The organism is Arthrobacter sp. 1088 (assembly GCF_031455315.1).
Lineage (GTDB): Bacteria > Actinomycetota > Actinomycetes > Actinomycetales > Micrococcaceae > Arthrobacter.
Genome location: NZ_JAVDSM010000004.1, coordinates 293,888 through 315,586, shown reverse-complemented (window position 1 = coordinate 315,586; position 21,699 = coordinate 293,888). Strand labels below are relative to the sequence as shown.

Genomic DNA, 21,699 nt, shown 5'->3' with positions numbered 1-21,699 from the left:
TGCCCGCCGCCTCCCGATAGATGTTGTTGTGACTACTAGCCTAACGATTTTCGGCAGCACATGGTGCACGGCTTTTCCCTTGTCCGCCCGTCCACGTGACACCATGGTGTGTTGTGGACGAGCAGACAAGTGAAAAACGACGATCACCAGCGTGGGGCCGGCTCCTTCTCATTTCCGTGGTTGCGCTGCTCGTTGCGGGCACGGGAATCGTCCTTCTACCGCGGGATTCCGGGACTCCTCCTACAGTTTCGTTCTCCGTATCTGCCCTCGCCGACGCTTTCGCCGATACCAGGAAGCTGCAGGAATCTGCTGCTGGACTGATGGCAGCTGCAGGATCCGGTTCCCAAACGGCCGCCCTGGACGATGCTGTGACATTGCTGACAACACAGTCCCGGGCCCTCCTTCCGCCTTCTCCCGCAGCTTCAACGACAAGCGACAAAAAAGACACGGCCACGGAAGCTACGCCTGCCTCGGTCGTGGCCGGCCTGATCGCCAGCGGCCGGCAACGGCTGGACGACGCACGCGAGGCCGACGGCGGGACCGCCCGGTTGCTGGCCGCCGTCGGATCCGCCCAACTTCTCCAGGGCGAAAAACTGGCTGCTGCGTGGCAGGTGCCGGTGCCGTTGCCGACGTCGAGCGGTAACCCGCCTGCCACAACACCTGCTGCGCACCAGTGCCCTTCAGTCAGCCCCACCCCGGATGCAACCGCTGCCACTACCGATGCCGCTCTGGCGGCGACTGTCCGTTCCGAACAGGAAGCCATTTACGTCTACCAGGTGGCGCTGAAGCGATTGGACGCTGGCGCAACTGCCCAAGCCGCCAAGGACCTTGCAGTGCACGAGCGGCTCCTTCAACAAGCAGAAGCCCTGACCCGCCGTAATTGTGGCGACGTCCCCACCCGCGAGGCCGGATACAGGCTGCCGGCACAGTTCGCTGAAGACCCGGCTGCCGGCTTGGGGGCCTTGGAGTCGGACTCCCTGCAGGGATTTGGCGACCTCATCGCGCTTTCGACAGGAGAGACCCGGGACTGGGCTGCCAGCAGCCTGCTGGCCGCCGTCCGCAGGAGCCTGGATTGGGGTTCCACGCTTGCGGCGTTGCCGGGTTTGGAGGTCGACGACGATGACTTGCCTCCGCTGCCGACGCCACTCCCAGTAGTGAGTAAATCCCCCACCCCCAGTAGTGGGTAAAGCGGCGCATGGGATAGGCGAGCCTAGCCATGCTGGCCAAGGCGGCCCGCCGGTGCTTGGCTTGAAGCATGGCTTCCGCAGAAACTGCCACCACACATGAGAACGAACCGCATCGTGATGACCTTGCCCATCGGCTGAACTGGCTGCGCGCCGGCGTTTTGGGTGCGAACGACGGCATTGTCTCCGTCGCAGCAATCGTCGTCGGCGTGGCCGGTGCCACGACCAACACCGGCAGCATCCTTGCTGCGGGAACGGCGGGCTTGGTGGGTGGAGCCATTTCCATGGCGTTGGGCGAATATGTATCCGTCAGCAGCCAGAGCGACACGCAAAAGTCGCTCATTGAGAAGGAACGCAGGGAGCTCGCCGAGCAGCCGGAGGAAGAACTCGAAGAGCTCACCTCGATCTACCAGGCGAAGGGGCTCAGCGCGCGTACCGCCCGGACAGTGGCCGAAGAACTGACGAAGCATGATGCCCTTGCCGCCCATCTGTCCGCGGAGCTCAATATCCACGAGGACGACATCGTCAGTCCGTGGAACGCCGCCCTTGCATCGGCAGTGGCGTTTACCCTTGGCGCCGTGCTCCCCATGCTGGCCATCCTGCTCCCTCCCCCGGCGATGCGCGTTCCGCTGACGTTCGTTGCCGTCCTGCTGGCTCTCGCGATCACGGGAGCCGTGGGGGCTTGGATTGGTGGGGCGCCCAGGTTCCGCGCCGCAGCCCGGGTGGTGTTAGGCGGAGCGTTGGCGCTTGCAGCCACGTTCTCGATCGGAAGCCTCTTGGGCGCCAGCGGCGTTTTCTGAGGGTACTGCCGCCGGGCAGAGCTAGGCTGATGGCGTGACCCTTCACGCCATGATTCCGATTCCGGGCGACCTGCACGCCCGATACAACCGCGATTCCGCGGGGCGGGACTGGCTGGCGAGCCTTCCGGGGCTTATCCGTGAGGCTTTGGACCGTTGGCAGTTGTCCGTGGACCTCGCACCCGGTGAAGAGCCGTGGAACGGACATGGAGCCTTGGTTGTGCCCGTTCTCCAGCACAGCAGGCAGGCTGCGCTGAAGATCGCCTATCCGCATGAGGAAGCCCTTGTAGAGCGCCATGCCCTGGCCCTGTGGGGTGGCCACGGAGCTGTCCGGCTCCTGGCTGCCGACGCCGCCAGTTGCTCCATGCTGCTGGAACGCCTTGACGCGTCCCGTTGGCTGCAGGATGCCCCCATGGATGAAGCCCGGCAGGTCTGGGGTGACATCATGCGCGGGCTTTCCATTGCGCCGGATGATCGTCCCGAGTGGCGGGGCTTCGATCACATCGCCGCCACGGCCGAGCGCTGGAGCGACGAAATGCCTTTGGAGTGGGAGCAGCAGGACCGCCCCTTCCCGCGATGGTTACTGGAGGCCGCGTTGGAAGTGTGCCAGACCCGCGGTGCTGTTGGCCGACGATCCGGCAGGGACGTCCTGGTGCATACCGATCTCCACTTCATGAACATCCTCGCCACCTTGGACGCGGACCGTCGAGGCTACCTGGCCATCGATCCCCAGCCGCAGATCGGTGAAGCGGAATTTGCGGTGGCACCTGTTCTGTGGAACCGGATCAAGGATTTGTCGGATCGCGATCCGGCGGCTGCCCTTCGGGAGCGATGCCGGGACTTCAGCCTCGCCGCCGGCCTTGATCCGGAGGTCGCGCGACAATGGAGCATCGCCCGCGAAGTGAACAATGCCCTGTGGTCCGCGGGAAAGCGGGGTCATGAAGGCGATGTGGCCCGTTCCCTATGGGTGGCGAGCACACTGGCGGGCAGGACGCTCGAAGGACTTCCAGCAGCAAGGGATTTGCCCGAGCCCGGGGACGCAGTCAGCTGACGTTGTCGTTCCAGACGTCCACGCCGAGCTTGATGATCAGTGCCGCGACGACGATCAGGAACACGATCCGCACAAAGCTGCTCCCCCTGGCTACAGCTGTGCGGGCGCCAAGGTATCCGCCCGCCATGTTTGCCAGGCCCAGCACCAGGCCCACTCCCCACAACAAGGAGCCGTGGGGGAGGAAGAAAATGAGGGCACCGGCGTTGGTGGCCATGTTGACGATCTTGGCCTTCGCGCTGGCTTCAAGAAACGCGTAGCCCATGGCCGAGACCAAGGCGATTACCAGGAAGGATCCTGTACCGGGCCCGATCAGGCCATCGTAGAAACCGATCACGGCACCGATCAGGCAGGCCACCACATAGTGCTTGTGCCCGTCGTGCCGCAGAGCAGTCAGCTCGCCTGCGCTGGGGCGCAGTGCCGTGAAAATCGCGACGGCGATCAGCGCCACGACAATGATGGGCTTGAAGACGCTGGCCGGCAACGATGCAGCGAGGATGGCACCGCCAAAGCTCCCCGCCAGCGCAATCACCGCCATGGGTATTGCCGTCTTGAGGTCCGGTCCCACCCGCCGGTAATAGGTGGTGGCACTGGTGGTGGTGCCGAAGATGGAACCCATCTTATTCGTTGCCAGAGCCTGGACGGGCGTGATGCCGGGCACCAGCAGCAGTGCGGGGAGCTGGATCAGCCCCCCGCCACCTACTACCGCGTCAACCCAGCCGGCTGCGAATCCAGCCACCACAATCAGGATGATGGTGGTGAGCTGGATAGTCTCGAAGCCGGAAATCACCGGTTACGGACAGCGTTGACCACGTAATCCACGGCCTTTTCCACCGAGATGTTCTCGGCTTCACCGCTGCGGCGGTCCTTGATCTCCACAACGCCGTCCACGAGCCCACGGCCGACGGCCAGGATGGTGGGCACCCCGACGAGCTCGGCATCGCCAAACTTGACGCCGGGAGAAACCTTGGGCCGGTCATCAAAGATGACGTCGAGGCCTGCAGCCTCTAGTTCCGCCGATAGCTTCTCTGCGGCTTCGAAAATTTCGTCACCGCGGCCCACAGCCACAACGTGTACGTCGGCAGGGGCCACCGTGCGTGGCCACACGAGGCCGCGGTCGTCATGGTTGGCCTCGGCAAGGGCTGCGACAGCACGGGTGACACCAACGCCGTAGGAGCCCATGGTGACAACAACCTGCTTGCCGTTCTGGTCAAGTACCTTCAGGTCCAGTGCCTCGGCGTACTTGCGTCCGAGCTGGAAGATGTGGCCCATTTCGATGCCGCGGGCAGTTTCAAGCGGTCCGGAGCCATCAGGCGCCGGATCCCCTGCCCGGACGTCTGTGCATTCGATGACGCCGTCCCACGTGAAGTCGCGGCCCGCTACCAGTCCGAAGACGTGCTTGCCATCAATATTGGCGCCCGTCACCCAGGTTGTGCCGGAGACGACGCGGGGATCCACGAGGTACAGCAGCTTGGAAGATCCTTCCAAGCCCAGAACTGCTTCATCCAGGGACAAACCAGGCCCGATGTAGCCCTTGACCAGCCACGGCAGCTTCTTGAGGTCTTCCTCGTTTGCTGCTTCCAGGCCGATCTCGCCCGCGATGGGAAGGAACGAACCAATGTTGGCTTCCACCCGCTTGAGATCCACGGCGCGGTCACCTGGAACGCCGAGGACCACGATCTGGCGTTCACCGGTGGGCAGCGTCACGGCGAGGACGACGTTCTTCAACGTGTCAGCGGCAGTCCAGGCGCCGCCGTCGGCCTCGCTGCGGGGTGCCAGCTGGTTGGCTGCGTCAACCAGGGTCTCGATGGTGGGGGTGTTCGGTGTGTCCAGAACCTGGGCAGCCGGTGCGTCCGTGAAGTCAATGTCCTCAGGGACAACCGTGGTGACTGCCTCCACGTTGGCGTAATAGCCGCCGGCCGAGCGAACAAAGGTGTCCTCGCCGATCTCAGTGGGGAAGAGGAATTCTTCGCTCTTGGAGCCGCCCATGGCGCCTGCCGTGGCAGCAACCGGAATGACTTCCAGGCCCAGGCGGTCGAAGATCTTCAGGTAGGCAGCACGGTGGGCGGCGTAGCTTGCGTCCAGGCCGGCGTCGTCAACGTCGAACGAGTAGGAGTCCTTCATGATGAACTCGCGGCCACGGAGGAGGCCTGCACGGGGTCGCGCTTCATCGCGGTACTTGTTCTGGATCTGGTACAGGCTCAACGGCAGGTCCTTGTACGAGGAGTACAGGTCCTTGACCAGGAGGGTGAACATTTCCTCGTGCGTCGGAGCCAGGAGGTAATCGGCACCCTTGCGGTCCTGAAGCCTGAACAGGCCCTCTCCGTACTCCGTCCAGCGGTTGGTGGCCTCGTAGGGCTCGCGCGGGAGCAGTGCCGGGAAGTGGACTTCCTGCGCGCCAATGGCGGACATTTCCTGCCGGATGATTTCCTCCACCTTGCGCAGGACACTGAGTCCCAGCGGCAGCCACGTGTAGATGCCCGGCGCGGCACGGCGGATGTAACCGGCCCGGACCAGGAGCTTGTGGCTGGCGACCTCGGCGTCGACGGGATCTTCACGCAGGGTGCGCAGGAACAACTGGGAAAGGCGAAGGACCACGGGTACGTATCCGTTTCTATGGCAGATGTGGCAAAAACAACTGTCTACTAATCTACCGGCTGCCAGCGCGCCGCTCCGCACAGTGCTGCTTCGCACGGAACGGCCAGCACAGAGAAGAGCCACGCCGTCGCGTCTGGAAGCCCCTGGCCAAAGATTGGCTGGTCATCCTGCGATGGCGTGGCTCAGCGGCCGGCCGGCCGCAGACTCTGTCCGGGGACTAGTCCCCCGTTCCCTCCAGCGGAACGGGATCGCCTGCGACTGGGAAGCATTGGTGACTGCCGAGCTCACGGATGGTGCGGCTGCCGGAAGCAGCCTTCAAGGTCTTTGCCATAATTCCCCCTGTAACCACCCGTGCCCCATCGACACGGCTTGGGAAAAACCTATGTGATAGCGGACACGTTTTCAAGGATTTTGATGGCAAAGGCCTATTGACCGCACCGTTTACCGGACTTAGCGTTAATTCATCACTTGGTGAATTACTCGGTGGCGCCGGAGGCAGCCATGTCACAAGCAGCAATAGAAGCTACGGACCTGCACATCTCCCGGGGCCGGACAAGAATTTTGCGGGGCCTGGACTTCGCCGTGGACAGCGGGCGCATCACGGGACTGCTCGGCCCGTCAGGTAGCGGCAAGACAACACTCATGCGCGGCATTGTGGGCGTCCAGCGAATCACGCGCGGATCCATCAGCGTTCTCGGCCGCCCCGCGGGCAGCGCACCGTTAAGGCACGACGTCGGGTATGTCACCCAAGGCGCCAGCGTCTACGCGGACCTCAGTGTCGAAGCCAACGTCAGGTACTTCGGTGCCATGCACAAGGCGTCAGCGACGGACGTAGCGGAGTCGATTGCCGCCGTCGGGCTCGAATCGTTTGCAAAGCAGAAAGCCGGGAACCTCTCGGGCGGGGAGTTCAGCCGCGTGTCCCTCGCATGCGCGCTGGTGGCACACCCCAAGCTGCTGGTCCTGGACGAACCGACAGTGGGCCTGGATCCGGTACTGCGTGCGGAGTTGTGGGAGCGGTTCGTTGACATGGCAGCTGGCGGAACAACGCTTTTGGTTTCCAGCCATGTGATGGAGGAAGCGTCGCATTGTTCCTCGTTGCTGCTTCTGCGGGACGGCCTGCTGCTGGCGCAGCTCACACCGGCCGAGCTTGCCAGGCGGGGACGCAGCAATGACCTTGAGCGCGCGTTCCTGAACATGATCAAAGACGCCGAACATGGTCCGGACAGCGGTCAGCCAGCAAAGAAGAGCCAGGTGGCATCATGAATCTTCGGATGACCTTTGCCACCACAGCCCGGGTCCTTGGTCAACTGCGGCACGATCACCGCAGCGTGGCGCTCATTATGGTGGTCCCGGCGCTGCTGCTCACCGCCGTCTACTATCTTTTCGAGAACGAAACACTGCCCCCGGGCTTTCCACGCACCTTCGACCGCGTGGGCCTGATGATGCTGGCGATCTTCCCGTTCGTCGTCATGTTTCTGGTCACGTCCATCACCATGCTGCGGGAGCGAACCTCCGGGACCTTGGAGCGGCTCCTCACCACACCCATCCATAAAGCAGACCTCTTGTTCGGCTACGCCATTGCGTTCTCCATCATGGCCGCGTTGCAGTCCCTGGTGGCGACGGCAGTTGCATATTGGATCTTCAATCTCGACATCAAGGGAAGTCCAGGGTTCGTCGTGATGATCGCGGTGATCAACGCTGTCCTTGGAGTGGCCTTGGGGCTGCTGTGTTCGGCCTTTGCACGCACCGAGTTCCAGGCTGTCCAGTTCATGCCCGTAGTGGTGGTGCCGCAGATCCTGCTCTGCGGACTGTTCGTGGCCCGGGAGCAGATGAACGACGTCCTCGAGGCCATCTCCAGTGTCCTTCCCCTGACGTTTTCTGTTGATGCCCTTCAGGAGATCGCAGGAAACATCGATGCGACTGACGCCCTGTGGCAAGACACCCTGGTGATGGGCGGAATCGTGGTGGGAGTCCTTGTCCTTGCCTCGTTGACGCTGAGGCGGCAGACCTCATGAGCCTGGAACCCCTGCGCCGCGGCCGTCGAAGCGGAAGCGACCATTCGCGCGAAGCCATTCTGGTGGCGGCCCGGAAGTTGTTCGCAGAGCAAGGGTTCGACGGCACGAGTCTTCGCCAGGTGGCGCGGGAAGCCTCAGTGGATCCGGCCATGGTCCATCACTTCTTCAAAGGCAAAGACGAATTGTTCGCCTCCAGCGTGGAGTTGCCTGCCGATCCTGAACAGGTCCTGGCAGGCGTTGAAACCCTGGAACCGGAGGCGAGGGCAGAAGCACTTGTCCGTGCGGTTGTCCGGTTGTGGGAGGGCCCGGCGCAACCCGGCTTGGTGGCATTCGTTCGGGGCACCATCGGATCGAAGGCCAAAACGGCACTGCTGCGGGAGACCGTGAGCCGGACCATCCTGTCCCGGGTCATGGTGGGTGTGCAAGGCCCTGCTGAGGAAGTCCGCCTGCGTGGCAATCTGGTGGCCACACAGGTGGTGGGACTGATGCTGCTCCGCTACGTGATCCGGCTCGAACCCCTGTCGAGTGCAGACCAGGAGGAAGTAGTGAGCCTGGTGGCACCGACCATCCAGCGGTATCTCACCGGAAACCTGAACCCGCCCAAGTAAGTAGCAGCTGATGCCGTTTAGAGCCGGCAAAACGGCATCAGCTGCTACTTGGATTGCTGGCTAGAACAAGACCGTGGCGAATGTACCGACCTGCTCGAAGCCGACTCTTTCGTAGGTGGCGCGCGCTTTGGCGTTGTAGTCGTTGACGTACAGGCTCGTTATTGGCGCAAAGGTACGTGAGAGATTTACGACGGCGGCCATGTAGCCGGCGCTCTGGTGGTGTCCACGCATGTCCGGATTCATCCATACGCCCTGGACCTGCGTGACGTCCTGGGTAACTGCACCCAACTCTGCCTTGAAGACAACTGTCCCGGCAGCGTCGATGTGGACCAGGGAATGCCCTTGGCGGATGAGCCCCGCAACGCGCCTGCTGTAGAAGTCCTGGCCTCCCAGGAAGGGCGAATAGCCAACTTCTTCTTCGAACATGGCGGCGCAGGCAGGCAGAATGCGTTCGAAGTCCGCCATCGTGCCGAAGGTCAGCAACGGATTGGCTTCGATGGCCGGGCCACCGGAAATGGTCAAGAGGGGCTGCCTGGAACGGACTTCGTGCGCGAAGTGGCCCAACTGCTCAAAGCGGGAGTAAAGCGCCAGCACTGTTTCCGCCGGCCCGAAGATGGAGGCGTACCGCCTGCCGGACTGGTGGGCCGCCGTAGCCACATATCCGGTCAGCCCGGGGTCGAGTTGCACCGGGACCAGATTGGCCCCGGCCCAACAGGCTCCAAGGAGGGTGTCGTCGTCGAACACGCCAAAGACGCTGGCGCCGCCGCTGGTGGGCGCTGCCGTTCCTACGCTGTCCAGATGCGCCAGGATAAAGACGTTGGCAACGGGATCTTCGCTCGCAAGCGCGCGAAGGGCCAAGGTGTCGGCACTGCCGAGCACCCTGACCCCCAGGCCTGTCTCGTTACGAGACGCTAACCACGGGGCTACCCTTGACAGCATCTTCGCCATCGGCCTCCCCCATCTCTTCAGCGATACGCATGGCCTCTTCGATCAGTGTCTCAACAATTTCGCTTTCAGGCACTGTCTTGATGACTTCGCCCTTCACGAAAATCTGGCCTTTACCGTTTCCGGAGGCCACACCGAGGTCTGCTTCGCGGGCTTCGCCGGGGCCGTTGACTACACAACCCATGACAGCCACGCGGAGGGGGATTTCCATCCCCTCAAGGCCTGCGGTTACTTGCTCAGCCAGCGTGTACACGTCCACCTGGGCGCGGCCACAGGACGGGCAGGACACAATCTCAAGCTTGCGTGGACGCAGGTTCAATGACTGCAGGATCTGGTTGCCTACCTTGATTTCCTCCACGGGCGGCGCCGAGAGGGAAACGCGGATAGTGTCGCCGATGCCTCGGGACAGCAGTGCCCCGAAAGCAGTTGCGGACTTGATGGTTCCCTGGAAGGCCGGACCCGCTTCAGTCACGCCAAGGTGCAGGGGCCAGTCGCCCTTTTCGGCGAGCATCTCGTAGGCGGCCACCATGATCACGGGGTCGTTGTGCTTCACGGAGATCTTGAAGTCGTGGAAACCGTGCTCCTCGAAGAGCGAGGCTTCCCAGACCGCAGACTCCACGAGCGCTTCAGGGGTGGCCTTGCCGTACTTCTTCATGATGCCCGGTTCCAGCGAGCCGGCGTTGACGCCTATGCGGATGGACGTCCCATGGTCTTTCGCAGCCGCGGCGATTTCCTTGACCTGGTCATCGAACTTCCGGATATTGCCGGGGTTCACACGGACCGCTGCGCATCCCGCTTCAATGGCCGCGAAAACGTACTTCGGCTGGAAGTGGATATCGGCGATCACGGGGATCTGGGATTTGCGGGCAATGATCGGCAACGCCTCGGCGTCGTCGGCTGATGGACAGGCAACACGGACGATGTCGCAGCCGGAGGCCGTCAGTTCAGCGATCTGTTGAAGCGTGGCGTTGATATCCGTGGTGGGCGTCGTAGTCATGGACTGCACGCTGATGGGTGAATCAGAACCAACGCCAACGGACCCAACCTTGATCTGCCGCGTCTTGCGGCGAGGGGCAAGGACGGGGGGTGGGGCTGCTGGCATTCCCAGGCTGACCGAGGTCACGTGGACTCCTTGGGTTTGGGGTGGATCGTTGTGGTGGAGGACGCGGGAGCTAGGATACGTGGGCAGCCAGGACGCCGATAATGGGGTCCCATTCCGTGGTGCGGATGCCGGCTATGACTCCGGCTTGGGCGAACGGATCCTGCTTCAGGAGGTCATTGAGTTCGGCTTCATCAGCCGACTTGAAGATGAGCAGGGCGCCGGCGCCGTCACCGTAGGGGCCGCTGGCAAGCAGGGTGCCGTCTTCTGCGAGGTCGCCGAGCCAGGCACGGTGCGCCGGGCGGGCTTCGTCGCGGAGGGCGCCGGATTCGGCGACGTATACATACTCAACAGCGAAAACAGTCATGGAGCTAGCCTATCCCGCCGCGTCCGATGATCCGCCATCCATTCCAGCCCACTGAGTGGGCCCTGCGGGAATCTCAGCCAAAGATATTCACTGGCTTGACGATGTCCGCGTAAATCAGCAGGGCTCCCATGGCCATCAGCAGCGCGGCCACCACATACGTGGCGGGAAGCAGCTTTGCGATATCGAAAGCACCCGGATCCGGCTTTCCCCTCAGCCTGGCCACTTGGCGCCGGGCCCCCTCATACAGGGCACCCGCCACGTGGCCGCCGTCGAGAGGCAGCAGGGGTACAAGGTTGAAGATGGCCAGCGCGAAGTTCAGGCCCGCAAGCAGCCCTACCAACGTTCCAATGCGCGCCTGGAGGGGGACCTCTTCCATCGCAGCGACCTCGCCGGCCACACGGCCGACGCCAACCACACTGATGGGGCCGTTGGGATCCCGGGGTTCCTCGCTGAAGGCGGCCTTTGCCACACCAACCACACGGGCGGGCAGGTTAAGGATCACTCCGGATATCTGCTTGATGTTCTCCCCCGCCATGGGAAGAACCGACGACGCCGGCTGGGGAACCAAGGCGCTCTGCGGGCCGATTCCCAGGAAGCCCACCTCCTGGTACTTCAGCGTGCCGTTGGCGTCCTGCTCCTGGCGTCCATCGGCACCCACAACCGGCCGCGAGGACAAAACTGGAGTAACTGTGGTGGAAACTTCCGAGCCGTTGCGCTCGACGGTGACGGGTACTGCTTTGCCGGCGGAGGCCCGGATCCAGCCGGTGAGTTCATCCCAGCTGGTGCCAGCCTTGCCGTCGAAAGTCTTGACGACGTCGTTCGGCTGCAGCCCGGCGGCCGCAGCAGGTGTTGGCTTGCACTCCGCCGAATCCGGGTCCACCGTTTTACCAGCGGCCACCTGGCACTTTGAGACGTCCGCGATGGTTGTGGTGGGCGTGGCAACGCCAAAACCCATGAGCAGGATGGCGAGGAGAACCAAACCGATCAGCATGTTCATGGCCGGACCGCCGAGCATGACGATGATCTTCTTCCAGACCGGAAGCTTGTAAAAGACCCTGCCTTCGTCCCCGGGGCCAACTTCTTCGTGGGCGACGGAACGGGCTTCGCTGGCAAGCGTCTGGAACATGCCCGTGCTGGAGGGACGTACCCCGCCATCTTCTTTGTTGGGCGGGTACATGCCGATCATGGCCACATAGCCGCCCAAAGGAAGGGCCTTGAAGCCGTACTCCGTTTCGCCCTTCTTCCTGGACCACAAGGTGGGCCCGAAACCAATCATGTACTTGGTCACGCGCACCTTAAAGAGCTTCGCGGGGACCAGGTGGCCAACCTCGTGCAAAGCGATGGACACTGCGACGCCAATGGCGACGAAGACGACTCCGAGGATGAAAAGAAGGACGGGACTCATGCCGACGGGACTGCTTCCATAGGGGTTTCTTTACCGGTATCTCTGCTATACGGAGCTGTTGGCTAAACGATCATGGGTGCGCGTGCGTGCCCAGCTCTCAGCATCCAGCACGGACTCCACCGTAAGCTCCGAAGAACCTGAATGTTCGCTGAGGACGGACTCCACTGTGTCCACGATGTCCGTGAAGCGGATGCGGCCGGCGTGGAAAGCCTCCACGGCTTCCTCGTTGGCCGCGTTGAAGACGGCAGGATAGGTGCTGCCCTGCTTCGCGGCCTCCTTGGCGAGCTCCACGGCCGGAAACGCAACTGAGTCCAGTGGTTCGAACGTCCAACTAGTGGCTTGGGTCCAGTCGCATGGCTGTGCAGCCCTTGGAACCCTCCCGGGCCAGCCCAGGCCCAAGGCAATGGGAAGCCGCATGTCAGGCGGCGACGCCTGGGCGATGATGGACCCATCCACGAACTGGACCATCGAGTGGACCACCGACTGCGGATGGACCACGACGTCGATCCTGTCCAGGGGTACGTCGAAGAGCAGATGTGCCTCGATCACTTCAAGGCCCTTGTTGACCAGGCTCGCAGAGTTGGTGGTGACCATGAGGCCCATATCCCATGTTGGATGCGCCAGGGCCTCAGCGGGTGTGACATCGTGCAGCTGCTCACGGCTGCGGCCACGGAAGGGTCCGCCGGACGCCGTGAGAATCAACTTCTCGACCTCCTGCTCGGTACCCGAACGCAGGCATTGGGCGATGGCCGAATGTTCGGAATCGACAGGCACAATCTGGCCGGGTCCGGCAGCTGCTTTTACCAGGGCACCACCGACAATCAGCGACTCTTTATTGGCGAGCGCCAAGGTGGCACCGGATGCCAGCGCGGCCAGGGTTGGCGCAAGGCCAATGGAACCGGTGATGCCGTTGAGAACGACGTCGCATTCCACTTCTGCGATGCGGGTGGACGCATCGGGTCCAACGAAAATTTCCGGTGCAAAGTTGCGCAGGCCGCTTCGGGCAGCGGCGGCGTCAATCAGGTTCTGCAATGCTTCCGGATCGCCCTGGGCAATGCCTATTGCCTGCGCCCGCGTGTGCACAGCTTGATGGGCAAGCAATTCCAGGTTCCCGCCGCCGGCGCTCAGTGCCACAACTTCGAAAAGGTGCGGGGCGCCGTCGACGACGTCAATCGCCTGTGTGCCGATGGAACCGGTGGACCCGAGGATGACGATCTTGCGCGGCTGCATTGCTTAAGTATCCCAGCACGTGCAGAAGGCTGCGAACGGAGCATCGGGCTAAGTGGAAAACCCTGCTTGACCACTTCTTTCCCGGGCGTAACGTGGAATTTGTGGAGTGGCTGGCCTGGTTTGACGCGCAGGACTGGTTTGACGCGCAGGACTACGAATTTGCGCGCCAGGTGTTACAACGCGGAACTGCCGCCCTTTACCTGGTTGCGTTCCTCTCCACCATGAACCAGTTTCCTGCACTCCTTGGCGAGCACGGCCTGCTTCCCGTCCCGTCGTTCCTTGACATGGCGCGCCGTCTGGCCCGGCCCACTCTCTTCTCGTGGCGGTACTCGGATACCCTGCTCCGTGCTGTCTGTTGGGTGGGAATTGCCGTCTCGGCCTTGCTGGTGTTGGGCTTGCCGCAGCTGGGACCACCGTGGCTGCCGATGCTGGCGTTCCTCAGCCTCTGGTTCCTATACATGTCGATCGTGAATGTGGGCCAGACGTTCTACGGCTTTGGTTGGGAGATCCTGCTGCTGGAGGCCGGTTTCACCGTAGCTTTCCTTGGCTCGGACCAGGTTCCACCGCCCACCACCATCCTTGTCTTGATTGTTTGGCTGGTGTTCCGGCTTGAGTTCGGCGCGGGAATGATCAAAATCAGGGGCGGCCGCGAGTGGCGCGACCTCACGGCGATGCTCTACCACCACGAGACGCAGCCGATGCCCGGGCCGCTGAGCCGGCAGTTCCATCTCCTCCCCCGCCCCCTGCACAAAGTGGAAGTGGTGGGAAACCACTTCGCGCAGTTGGTGGTTCCGTTCTTCCTGTTCGCGCCGCAACCGCTGGCCAGTATCGCGGCAGGAATCATCGTCGTTACGCAGCTTTGGTTGGTGGGCAGCGGCAATTTTGCCTGGCTGAACTGGATGGCAATAATCCTTGCCTTCGCTGCAGTGAGTGATCCGGTGGCGCATGCGGTATTTCCCTTCATCCCGCTCGAGTGGCATGCAGGTGCCGAAACCCCGGCGTGGTGGTTCGTCGTCGTACTTGCCGTGACGGTCCTGTTGCTGGTCCTCAGCTACCGGCCGCTTCTGAACCTGTTCTCGCGCCAGCAACTCATGAATGCGAGCTTCAACCGCTGGCGCCTCGTGAACGCCTATGGTGCGTTCGGTACGGTGACGAAGCAGCGGATCGAGATCGTCGTCGAAGGCACCATGGCTGAAGAGCCCGATGCAGCTGACGAGCAGTGGCAGGAGTACGGCTTCAAAGGCAAACCCGGGGACGTGCGCCGCATCCCGCGGCAGTGGGCGCCATACCACCTCAGGCTTGATTGGCTCATGTGGTTCCTGCCCCTGCGGACCGTCCACGAAGGGTGGTTCTACGCCTTCCTGGAGAAACTGTTGGAGGCAGACAAGCCCACGCTTGGGCTGCTTCGCCATGACCCGTTCGACGGCGAACGCCCGCGTTGGGTGCGTGCGCGCAGCTATCTTTACCGTTTCGCAAGCCGTGCGGAGTTCCGTGAGACGGGTGGGCGTTGGGTGCGGGTGTTCCTGTATGACGCCATTCCGCCGGTCTCCCTTACGCCTTGACGGCGGCGGCTCCTTTAGTGTTGTCTGGCCTGGGATGCGGGCTTGGCCTGGGTGGATTTGGCTTGGGACGCGGGCGGTGGTGCTGTGGACTCACGGACCACCAGATGCGTTGCCAGCTCCACGCGGCGGGAGTCGATGTCCTCGCCACGGACCTGGCGCAGGATGAACCGCAGGGCAGAGCGGCCCATCTCCTGCAATGGCTGTGACACGGACGTCAGGGGTGGAACGGATTCTTCCGCTTGGTGTGTGCCGTCGAAACCGACGAGGCTCATGTCCTCCGGGATCCGGATGTTCTGCCTTCGCGCTTCTGCCAGGACACCCAGCGCGATGCTGTCACTTCCAGCGAATACTGCCGTGGGGGGATCCTCAAGTGCAAGCAGGGCCTTCATGCCCCGCACACCGTTCTCGGGCCGGAACGGGCCGGAGGAGACATAGTCGTCGTCCACGGCAATGCCCTCTGCCATGAGTGCCGCCATATAGCCGTGTAGCCGCGCCTGGCTGCATTCTGCCGTGGCAGGTCCGCCTATATAGGCGATTTTGCGGTGTCCCAACCCGAGCAGGTGGGTAGCCGCGGCCTTGCCTCCGGCCCAGTTGCTTGCGCCAACGCTGAAGACGTCTGCCGGTGGCGGGTTGAGGGGGTCCACCACCACGATGGGGATCCGGCGGCGTTGGAACGCTTCCAGCTGTGCGGAGCCAAAGGCGGAAGTGACCACGATCATTCCGCTGCGGCCTTCGTCGACAATGCGTTGGGCCCGCTCCTCGGGTCCCAAGGGTGACGCTGTTTGCCTGCTGGTCACCGAGAGGATGACCTCCATGTCCGAGACCGCCGCATGCTCCATCACCCCGTTGAGGACTTCCACGGAGTAGGCCGAGTTCAGGGAGTCGAAAACCACTTCAACTGACTGCCGGAGCGGAAGGCTTTTGCGTTGGAGGGGCGATTTGTATCCGGTTCGTTGCAAGGCCTCAAGCACGCGCGCCCGGGTTTCCTCGGCCACGTCCTCCCTGCCGTTCACCACCTTGGAAACCGTAGGCGCTGAAACCCCCACCTCTTTGGCCACGGCAGCCAATGTGAGTTTGAGCGGACGTTGCTCGCGTTTCATAGTCCCCCTGCTTTCGAAATATTTCGGCTTGGTTCGATTATGCGGGATGCCCACGGAAAGCTCAAGACCGCCGCAACTGCAGGCTACTCGTGGCTGAAGTAAGCCTTGACGTGTGATCGAATGCACTTTAGTTTAGACCGTGACCTAAACAGCATTCTCGAAATATTTCGGTATTTTTCGGGACACGGTCACTCCTTTGGGAGATGGGCACCGCAATGCCCAACGAGGCGACTACACATGGAGAAGCAATGAAGCAGTTCCAATCATCACGGCGTTCTTTTCTGGCTCTGGCGGCAGTTACACCATTCGCAGTCATGGCAACCAGTGCCTGCGGTACGTCCGGACCGGGCAGCGCGAGCGGAGGAGGAGCCAGCATGTGGTTCCTCTCCGGTGAGCCGAACCAGACCACCATCCAGAAGGCCGTCGATGCTTTTGGTTCGTCGAATCCCGACAACAAGATTGCTGTGACGTACTTCCAGAACGATGCATACAAGACGAAGATCAAAACCGCGATCGGCGCCGGACAGGCCCCAACCATTGTTTATGGATGGGGCGGCGGAACGTTGAAGACCTACGCCGAGGCCAACCAGGTGGAAGACCTGACCAGCTGGTTCGAGGCCAACCCGGACCTGAAAAACAAGTTCTTCCCCGCTTCGTTCGGTGCAGCCACCGTCAACGGCAAGATCTACGCCCTCCCCAACCAGTACGTGGCCCCTGTTGTCCTGTTCTACAACAAAGAGCTCTTTGAAAAGGCCGGGGTGCAGCCACCCAAGACCTGGGATGACGTCATGTCCTTGGTCAAGACCTTCAACGACATGGGCGTAGCCCCGTTCTCCTTGGGCGGTCAATCCCGCTGGACCTCGATGATGTGGCTGGAATACCTGCTGGACCGCATCGGAGGGGCCGAGGTGTTCAAGGCGATCTTCGAAGGCAAGCCCAACGCCTGGATGGATCCGGCCGTGATCGAAACGGGAACCAAGATCCAGGAACTGGTATCTGCCGACGGCTTCATCAAGGGCTTCTCCTCCATCACGGCAGATTCGAAGGCAGACCAGGCGCTGTTGTTCACCGGCAAAGCCGCCATGTTGCTTCAAGGTTCCTGGGTCTACGGACCTATGAAGAAGGAAGGCCAGAACTTCGTCCAGAACGGAAAACTGGGCTTCGTCACCTTCCCGACCATTCCGGGAGGCAAGGGAGATCCTAAGAATGGCGTAGGCAACCCTGCCCAGTACATGTCGATTTCGGCCAAGGCCACCGACAAAGAAAAGGAAACGGCCAAGAAGTTCTTCAAGGACGGCATCATGACAGATACGGTCATCGACGCCTACATCAACTCCGGTTCGGTCCCGATCGTCAACGGAATTGAAGACAAGCTCGCAACGTCGCCGGACAAGGACTTCCTGAACTTCGTCTACGACATGGCCAAGAATGCCCCGAACTTCCAGCAGTCCTGGGATCAAGCCCTGAGCCCGACCGCGGCCGAGGCCCTGCTCAACAACATCGACCAACTGTTCCTCAAGTCGATCACGCCACAGCAGTTCGCCGAGAACATGAATGCCACCCTGGGCAAATGAGCTCAACAACCACTCACAGGGCTGCCACTGGATCGCGGAAAGTCGAGCAGGCCGGGCAGCAAAAATCCGCACTTGCCTGGCTGACAGTGCCGGCTTTGATCTTCTTCGTGGTGTTTGCGCTCGTGCCGCTGGTAGGTGTCCTGGTGCTGAGCTTCGCCAACTGGGACGGCATCGGCGCCATCGGAGCGGCCGGCCTGGAGAACTGGTCCTCAGTACTCACCGACCCCGGACTGTACAACGCACTGGGCCTGACTTTCCTGATCATGATTGTCTCCTGGCTGGTTCAGACTCCCATCAGCCTTCTCCTGGGAGTCTTCACGGCAGGTACACAGCGTTACAGGGCTGCCTTGGCAGTGTTGTACTTCTTGCCGCTTCTCCTCTCCTCCGCGGCAGTTGCCATCGCGTACAAGGCACTGTTGGACCCTAACTTTGGCCTGGCCATGGGACTGGGATTGCCCATCCTGGCCCAGGACTGGCTGGGCGTCCCGCAGTTGGCATTGGGCCTGGTCATCTTCGTGATCGCCTGGCAGTTCGTGCCCTTCCACACACTCATCTATCAAGGTGGCGTCCGGCAAATCCCCAAATCCCTGTACGAGGCTGCACAGATCGATGGTGCGGGAATCATTAAGCAGTTCTTCCACATCACGCTTCCACAGCTGAAATACACCATCATCACCTCGTCCACCCTGATGGTCGTAGGATCACTGACGTACTTCGACCTCATCTTCGTCCTCACCGGTGGCGGGCCGGGTAACTCCACGCGCATCCTGGCGTTGGACATGTACTTGCGCGGCTTCCGGGCGAACCTGATGGGCCCGGCAAGTGTCATCGCCGTCATCCTCGTCGTTATAGGCCTTGTCCTTGCCTTGTTCCTCCAGCGCCTTGGAGGCAAGGACAAGCAGGGCAGCCAATTGGAAGGTTTGTAAGGTGAGCACTGTCCTTCAAAGCGATTCGAAAACCGCTCCGGTCACTCCCCCGGGCCATTCCATGAAGGCCAAGCAGAGCCTTGGTTCACGGGTCAGGCGGCTGAACATTCCCGGAGGCCTTGGCGGTTGGATATGGCTGGCCATCATCATTGTGCCGATCTATTACATCGTCATCACCAGCTTGAAGACCTCCGAGGGGTACTTTGGGCAGAATCCGCTGGCCCTCCCTACGGCTCCTACCTTGGAGAACTACCAACTGGTTCTCGAGGCCAACTTCACGACGTACTTCATGAACAGCGTGATCGTCACACTTGGCTCCGTGATCCCCACGGTGTTGATCTCCTTCATGGCTGCCTTCGCGATCGTTCGTGGTCGCGGCCGGTACCTGAAGTTTGTCAACGGCATGTTCCTGATGGGCTTGGCGATTCCGCTCCAGGCAACCATCATCCCGATCTATCTGATGATCATCCGGCTGAATCTGTATGACAGCCTCCTTGCCATCATGCTTCCCTCCGTAGCGTTCGCCATTCCGTTGACGGTCCTGATCCTGTCCAACTTCATCCGCGATGTGCCGAACGAATTGTTCGAATCAATGCGCCTGGACGGCTGCAGTGATTGGCAGACGATGTGGAGGTTGGCACTGCCCTTGACCCGCCCGGCGATAGTAACCGTGGCAATTTACAACGGCTTGCATGTCTGGAACGGATTCCTGCTGCCCTTGGTGCTCACCCAAAGCCCCGGACTCCGTGTCCTCCCCTTGGGACTGTGGACTTTCCAAGGCGAGTTCAGCGTCAACATCCCCGCCGTACTGGCCTCTGTCGTCCTGAGCACCCTGCCAATCCTGGTGATTTACGTCCTTGGACGCCGTCAGCTGGTCAGTGGCCTGACCGCAGGCTTCAGCAAGTAGCCAGGTGCGAATTCAGACAAGAAAGGACTTTCACATGTCAGAACCGAAACCCCTGCGCGTGGGCATGGTGGGCTACGCCTTCATGGGTGCCGCCCACTCCCACGCTTGGCGCACTGCTCCGCGGTTCTTCGACCTTCCGCTCGCCCCGGAATTGGCTGCCGTCGCCGGCCGCAACGAAGAAGGCGTCCGTGCTGCGGCACGCAAGTACGGTTGGGATTCCGTGGAAACCGACTGGCGCCGGCTGATCGAGCGCGATGATATTGACCTCATCGATATCTGCACCCCCGGAAACACGCATGCCGAGATCGCCATCGCCGCCTTGGAAGCGGGCAAGCACGTGCTCTGCGAAAAGCCACTGGCCAATTCAGTGGAAGAGGCGGAGAAAATGACAGCCGTCGCCCAGGCGGCAGCAGAGCGCGGCGTGCTGTCCATGTGCGGCTTCAGCTACCGCCGCACTCCCGCGTTGGCGTTGGCAAAGCGGATGGTGGAGGAAGGGCGCCTGGGCGATATCCGCCACGTCCGGGCGCAATACCTGCAGGACTGGCTCAGTGACGCGGATGCGCCGCTCACGTGGCGCCTGGACAAGTCCAAGTCCGGCTCCGGTTCCCTTGGCGATATCGGTGCCCACAGCATTGACGCCGCGCAGTGGATCACGGGTTCCACAATCACCGGGGTCTCGGCGCTGCTGGAAACCTTCGTGAAGGAACGGCCTGTGGGCGGTGACTTCGTGGGCCTCGGTGGCCGCGGCGGTTCGGACGCTCCCAAGGGCCCGGTCACGGTGGACGACGCCGCGCTGTTCACCGCCCGTTTTGCCGGAAAGCACGACGACGGCGCTGCCGCCACCACCGCCACGGAAGGCACCGCCGTCGGGACTCCTTCCGGCACTGGTTCCAGCGCTGTGGCAGGGCCCATCGGCATCTTCGAAGCCACTCGCTTTGCCCTTGGCCGCAAGAACGCCATGCGCCTGGAGCTCAACGGGACCAAGGGCTCGCTGGCTTTCGACTTCGAGGACATGAACTCGCTACAGGTCTACGATTCGGCGCTGGAACCTGACGCCGGATTCCGGAAGATCATTGTCACCGAACCGTCCCATCCGTACACAGGCAATTGGTGGCCCACCGGGCACGGTCTTGGCTACGAGCACGGATTCACCCACCAGGTGGTGGACCTGGTGAATGCCATCGGCGCTGGGGAGCAGCCCTCGCCGTCGTTTGCTGATGCCTTGCAGGTTCAAAAGGTGCTGGCCGCCGTTGAGGCGAGCGCGGGCAACGCGAGCCGCTGGCAGAACGTCTGAGAGGAACCAACATGACCCGACCCATCACCCTTTTTACCGGCCAGTGGGCCGACCTGCCGTTTGAGGAAGTAGCGCGCCTGGCTGGCGATTGGGGCTTTGACGGCCTGGAGATAGCCTGCTGGGGCGACCATCTGGACCCGCAGCGCATCGTCGAGGACGACGCGTATCTTCAAGGCAGGCTGGACATCCTGGAGAAGCACCACCTATCGGTCCACGCGATCGCCAACCACCTCACCGGGCAGGCAGTTTGCGATGACCCCATCGATGAACGTCACCGGGACATCCTGGCACCGGACGTGTGGGGCGACGGCGATCCTGAGGGCGTCCGACAGCGTGCTGCTGAAGCCATGAAGACCACTGCTCTTGCGGCGGCAAAGCTTGGCGTCAAGACCGTCACGGGGTTCACGGGCTCGTCCATATGGAAGTGCATCGCAATGTTCCCGCCGGCTTCCGAAGCCATGATCGAGCGCGGCTACCAGGACTTCGCAGACCGTTGGAATCCCATCCTGGATGTCTTTGACGAGGTAGGAGTCCGTTTTGCCTTGGAAGTCCATCCTTCGGAGATCGCCTACGACTACTGGACCGCCAAGCGCACCCTTGAGGCCATCGGGCACCGGGAGAACTTCGGCCTGAACTTCGACCCCTCCCACTTCATCTGGCAGGACCTTGACCCCGTGATGTTCCTCCAGGACTTCGCGGACAAGATCTTCCACGTGCATGTCAAGGAATCCGTACGCCAACTCAACGGACGCAACGGCCGCCTTGGATCCCACCTGCCGTGGGCGGATCCCCGCCGCGGCTGGGACTTCGTCACCGCAGGCCATGGCGACGTGAACTGGGAACCCATTTTCCGCATGCTCAACTCGATCGGGTACGCCGGACCCACCAGCATCGAATGGGAAGACGCCGGAATGGACCGGCTGATCGGCGCTCCGGAAGCGTTGGACATGGTCCGCCGGTTGGCTGCCATCCGTCCCCCGGCTGCGGCTTTCGATGCCGCCTTCGCCGCCCGCTGAACCCGCTTACGAACACCCAACAGA

Annotated in this window: 20 protein-coding genes; 12 read left to right on the top strand and 8 right to left on the bottom strand. The window is 62.1% G+C overall.

Annotated elements, in window-relative coordinates; translation table 11 throughout:
- The first annotated feature begins 113 nt into the window (after positions 1-113).
- From J2Y41_RS08215 to J2Y41_RS08205, 3 genes are all read left to right on the top strand, one after another.
- Positions 114-1,187, top strand: coding sequence for a DUF4439 domain-containing protein (locus tag J2Y41_RS08215; protein WP_309927894.1), 1,074 nt, complete (start codon positions 114-116; stop codon positions 1,185-1,187).
- A gap of 68 nt (positions 1,188-1,255) precedes the next feature.
- Positions 1,256-1,984 (top strand): VIT family protein, encoded by a 729-nt coding sequence (locus tag J2Y41_RS08210; RefSeq protein WP_224166978.1) that lies wholly within the window; start codon positions 1,256-1,258, stop codon positions 1,982-1,984.
- A gap of 49 nt (positions 1,985-2,033) precedes the next feature.
- Complete coding sequence (locus J2Y41_RS08205) at positions 2,034-3,032, top strand: aminoglycoside phosphotransferase family protein (RefSeq protein WP_396133501.1); 999 nt, start codon at positions 2,034-2,036, stop codon at positions 3,030-3,032.
- Here the strand turns inward: J2Y41_RS08205 and J2Y41_RS08200 are convergent.
- Positions 3,025-3,819, bottom strand: coding sequence for a TSUP family transporter (locus J2Y41_RS08200; protein WP_309927889.1), 795 nt, complete (start codon positions 3,817-3,819; stop codon positions 3,025-3,027). The genes J2Y41_RS08205 and J2Y41_RS08200 overlap by 8 nt on opposite strands.
- Positions 3,816-5,627 carry a proline--tRNA ligase gene (locus J2Y41_RS08195; RefSeq protein WP_224092270.1) on the bottom strand — a complete coding sequence of 604 codons (1,812 nt, stop codon included), beginning with the start codon at positions 5,625-5,627 and terminating at the stop codon, positions 3,816-3,818. The genes J2Y41_RS08200 and J2Y41_RS08195 overlap by 4 nt, the downstream gene beginning before the upstream one ends.
- Positions 5,628-6,128: 501 nt before the next feature.
- Between J2Y41_RS08195 and J2Y41_RS08190 the strand changes: the two genes are divergently transcribed.
- The 3 genes from J2Y41_RS08190 to J2Y41_RS08180 are packed head-to-tail and all read left to right on the top strand — an operon-like array spanning position 6,129 to position 8,250.
- Positions 6,129-6,890 (top strand): ABC transporter ATP-binding protein, encoded by a 762-nt coding sequence (locus J2Y41_RS08190; RefSeq protein ID WP_309927886.1) that lies wholly within the window; start codon positions 6,129-6,131, stop codon positions 6,888-6,890.
- A gap of 8 nt (positions 6,891-6,898) precedes the next feature.
- On the top strand, positions 6,899-7,642 hold the full coding sequence (locus J2Y41_RS08185) for an ABC transporter permease (protein ID WP_309927883.1): 744 nt from the start codon (positions 6,899-6,901) through the stop codon (positions 7,640-7,642).
- Positions 7,639-8,250: a TetR family transcriptional regulator gene (locus tag J2Y41_RS08180; protein ID WP_309927880.1), complete on the top strand. Its 612-nt coding sequence runs from the start codon at positions 7,639-7,641 to the stop codon at positions 8,248-8,250. The genes J2Y41_RS08185 and J2Y41_RS08180 overlap by 4 nt, the downstream gene beginning before the upstream one ends.
- Before the next feature lie 60 nt (positions 8,251-8,310).
- Here the strand turns inward: J2Y41_RS08180 and J2Y41_RS08175 are convergent, their stop codons facing one another.
- From J2Y41_RS08175 to dxr, 5 genes are all read right to left on the bottom strand, one after another.
- Entirely contained in the window at positions 8,311-9,189 is an 879-nt protein-coding gene (locus J2Y41_RS08175; protein WP_224093929.1) for a GNAT family N-acetyltransferase, read from the bottom strand.
- Positions 9,152-10,318, bottom strand: a complete 1,167-nt coding sequence (gene ispG, locus J2Y41_RS08170; RefSeq protein WP_216925300.1) for a flavodoxin-dependent (E)-4-hydroxy-3-methylbut-2-enyl-diphosphate synthase — start codon at positions 10,316-10,318, stop codon at positions 9,152-9,154. The genes J2Y41_RS08175 and ispG overlap by 38 nt, the downstream gene beginning before the upstream one ends.
- A gap of 49 nt (positions 10,319-10,367) precedes the next feature.
- Positions 10,368-10,661: a YciI family protein gene (locus tag J2Y41_RS08165; RefSeq protein WP_309927877.1), complete on the bottom strand. Its 294-nt coding sequence runs from the start codon at positions 10,659-10,661 to the stop codon at positions 10,368-10,370.
- Between the two features lie 73 nt (positions 10,662-10,734).
- Complete coding sequence (locus J2Y41_RS08160) at positions 10,735-12,066, bottom strand: site-2 protease family protein (protein WP_309927874.1); 1,332 nt, start codon at positions 12,064-12,066, stop codon at positions 10,735-10,737.
- A gap of 45 nt (positions 12,067-12,111) precedes the next feature.
- Positions 12,112-13,296 (bottom strand): 1-deoxy-D-xylulose-5-phosphate reductoisomerase, encoded by a 1,185-nt coding sequence (dxr, locus tag J2Y41_RS08155; RefSeq protein ID WP_224166972.1) that lies wholly within the window; start codon positions 13,294-13,296, stop codon positions 12,112-12,114.
- 92 nt (positions 13,297-13,388) lie between these two features.
- Between dxr and J2Y41_RS08150 the strand changes: the two genes are divergently transcribed.
- Positions 13,389-14,858: a lipase maturation factor family protein gene (locus J2Y41_RS08150; protein WP_309927872.1), complete on the top strand. Its 1,470-nt coding sequence runs from the start codon at positions 13,389-13,391 to the stop codon at positions 14,856-14,858.
- Positions 14,859-14,872: 14 nt separating this feature from the next.
- Here J2Y41_RS08150 and J2Y41_RS08145 read toward each other — a convergent pair whose 3' ends face one another.
- Positions 14,873-15,958, bottom strand: coding sequence for a LacI family DNA-binding transcriptional regulator (locus tag J2Y41_RS08145; RefSeq protein ID WP_309927870.1), 1,086 nt, complete (start codon positions 15,956-15,958; stop codon positions 14,873-14,875).
- 248 nt (positions 15,959-16,206) lie between these two features.
- Between J2Y41_RS08145 and J2Y41_RS08140 the strand changes: the two genes are divergently transcribed.
- Genes J2Y41_RS08140 through J2Y41_RS08120 form a run of 5 tightly spaced genes read left to right on the top strand, consistent with a single transcriptional unit; the run spans position 16,207 to position 21,675 of the window.
- Positions 16,207-17,532 carry an extracellular solute-binding protein gene (locus J2Y41_RS08140; protein ID WP_224092261.1) on the top strand — a complete coding sequence of 442 codons (1,326 nt, stop codon included), beginning with the start codon at positions 16,207-16,209 and terminating at the stop codon, positions 17,530-17,532.
- The gene (locus tag J2Y41_RS08135) at positions 17,529-18,458 is read left to right on the top strand and encodes a carbohydrate ABC transporter permease (RefSeq protein ID WP_224092251.1); all 930 of its coding nucleotides are present in this window, start codon (positions 17,529-17,531) and stop codon (positions 18,456-18,458) included. Before J2Y41_RS08140 ends, J2Y41_RS08135 begins: the two co-directional genes overlap by 4 nt.
- A gap of 1 nt (position 18,459) precedes the next feature.
- A complete protein-coding gene (locus tag J2Y41_RS08130) occupies positions 18,460-19,365 on the top strand; it encodes a carbohydrate ABC transporter permease (protein ID WP_309927867.1) in 906 nt (301 codons plus the stop codon).
- 34 nt (positions 19,366-19,399) lie between these two features.
- Positions 19,400-20,659 carry a Gfo/Idh/MocA family oxidoreductase gene (locus J2Y41_RS08125; RefSeq protein WP_309927865.1) on the top strand — a complete coding sequence of 420 codons (1,260 nt, stop codon included), beginning with the start codon at positions 19,400-19,402 and terminating at the stop codon, positions 20,657-20,659.
- A gap of 11 nt (positions 20,660-20,670) precedes the next feature.
- Positions 20,671-21,675, top strand: coding sequence for a sugar phosphate isomerase/epimerase family protein (locus J2Y41_RS08120; RefSeq protein ID WP_309927863.1), 1,005 nt, complete (start codon positions 20,671-20,673; stop codon positions 21,673-21,675).
- Positions 21,676-21,699 lie beyond the last annotated feature (24 nt).